Raw genomic sequence first — 509 nt, 5'->3', positions numbered from 1 at the left:
GCCGCCAACAGCGCGTTGCGCAGGAAACTGCGCCGCGCGAGCTTGCCCTTCCCCGAAGCGTCCATCCCCGACCCTCCCCTTCACGTCCTGCTAACAAGACGTTGCAGGGCGGATGTTGGTCGTGACGCCGCGCAAATACACGCACCGGAGTCGCGAAACGTGGAGGCCGCCGCCAATTCACGGAGCTGACTGGGGGAAATCGGGGATCGAGGCAAGGCCCGATCAGGCCGCGGATCGTGATCACCTCCGCAGCGCGCGCAAGCCTCGGTGCGGTTTTTAGTCCAGGCGGTTGTCGGCGGCGACCTTGGGCAGGTAGGCGCCGTCGGCGACTTCCAGGTTGCGCGCCCAGCGCGGATCGGTGCCGAAGGTCTGTTTGCGCGGGCGGCCGGGCGCGTTGTCCGCGAACGTGTTGCCGGCGATGTCGACGTTGCGCGACTGCTTGCGCAAGGAGATGCCGACCTTCGCATTGCCGCGGATGCGATTGCCGCGGATCGACAGGCCTTGCGTGC

1 protein-coding gene is annotated in these 509 nt (G+C 67.4%); it reads right to left on the bottom strand.

Going from position 1 to position 509, the window contains the following annotated elements; genetic code table 11:
* Positions 1-276 precede the first annotated feature (276 nt).
* A partial coding sequence (locus AC1DRF_RS32110; RefSeq protein ID WP_477742844.1) for a hypothetical protein occupies positions 277-509 on the bottom strand: 233 nt, incomplete at its 5' end.

The organism is Priestia sp. P5_B4, assembly GCF_056400385.1.
This window is presented reverse-complemented; position numbering and strand designations above follow the sequence as displayed.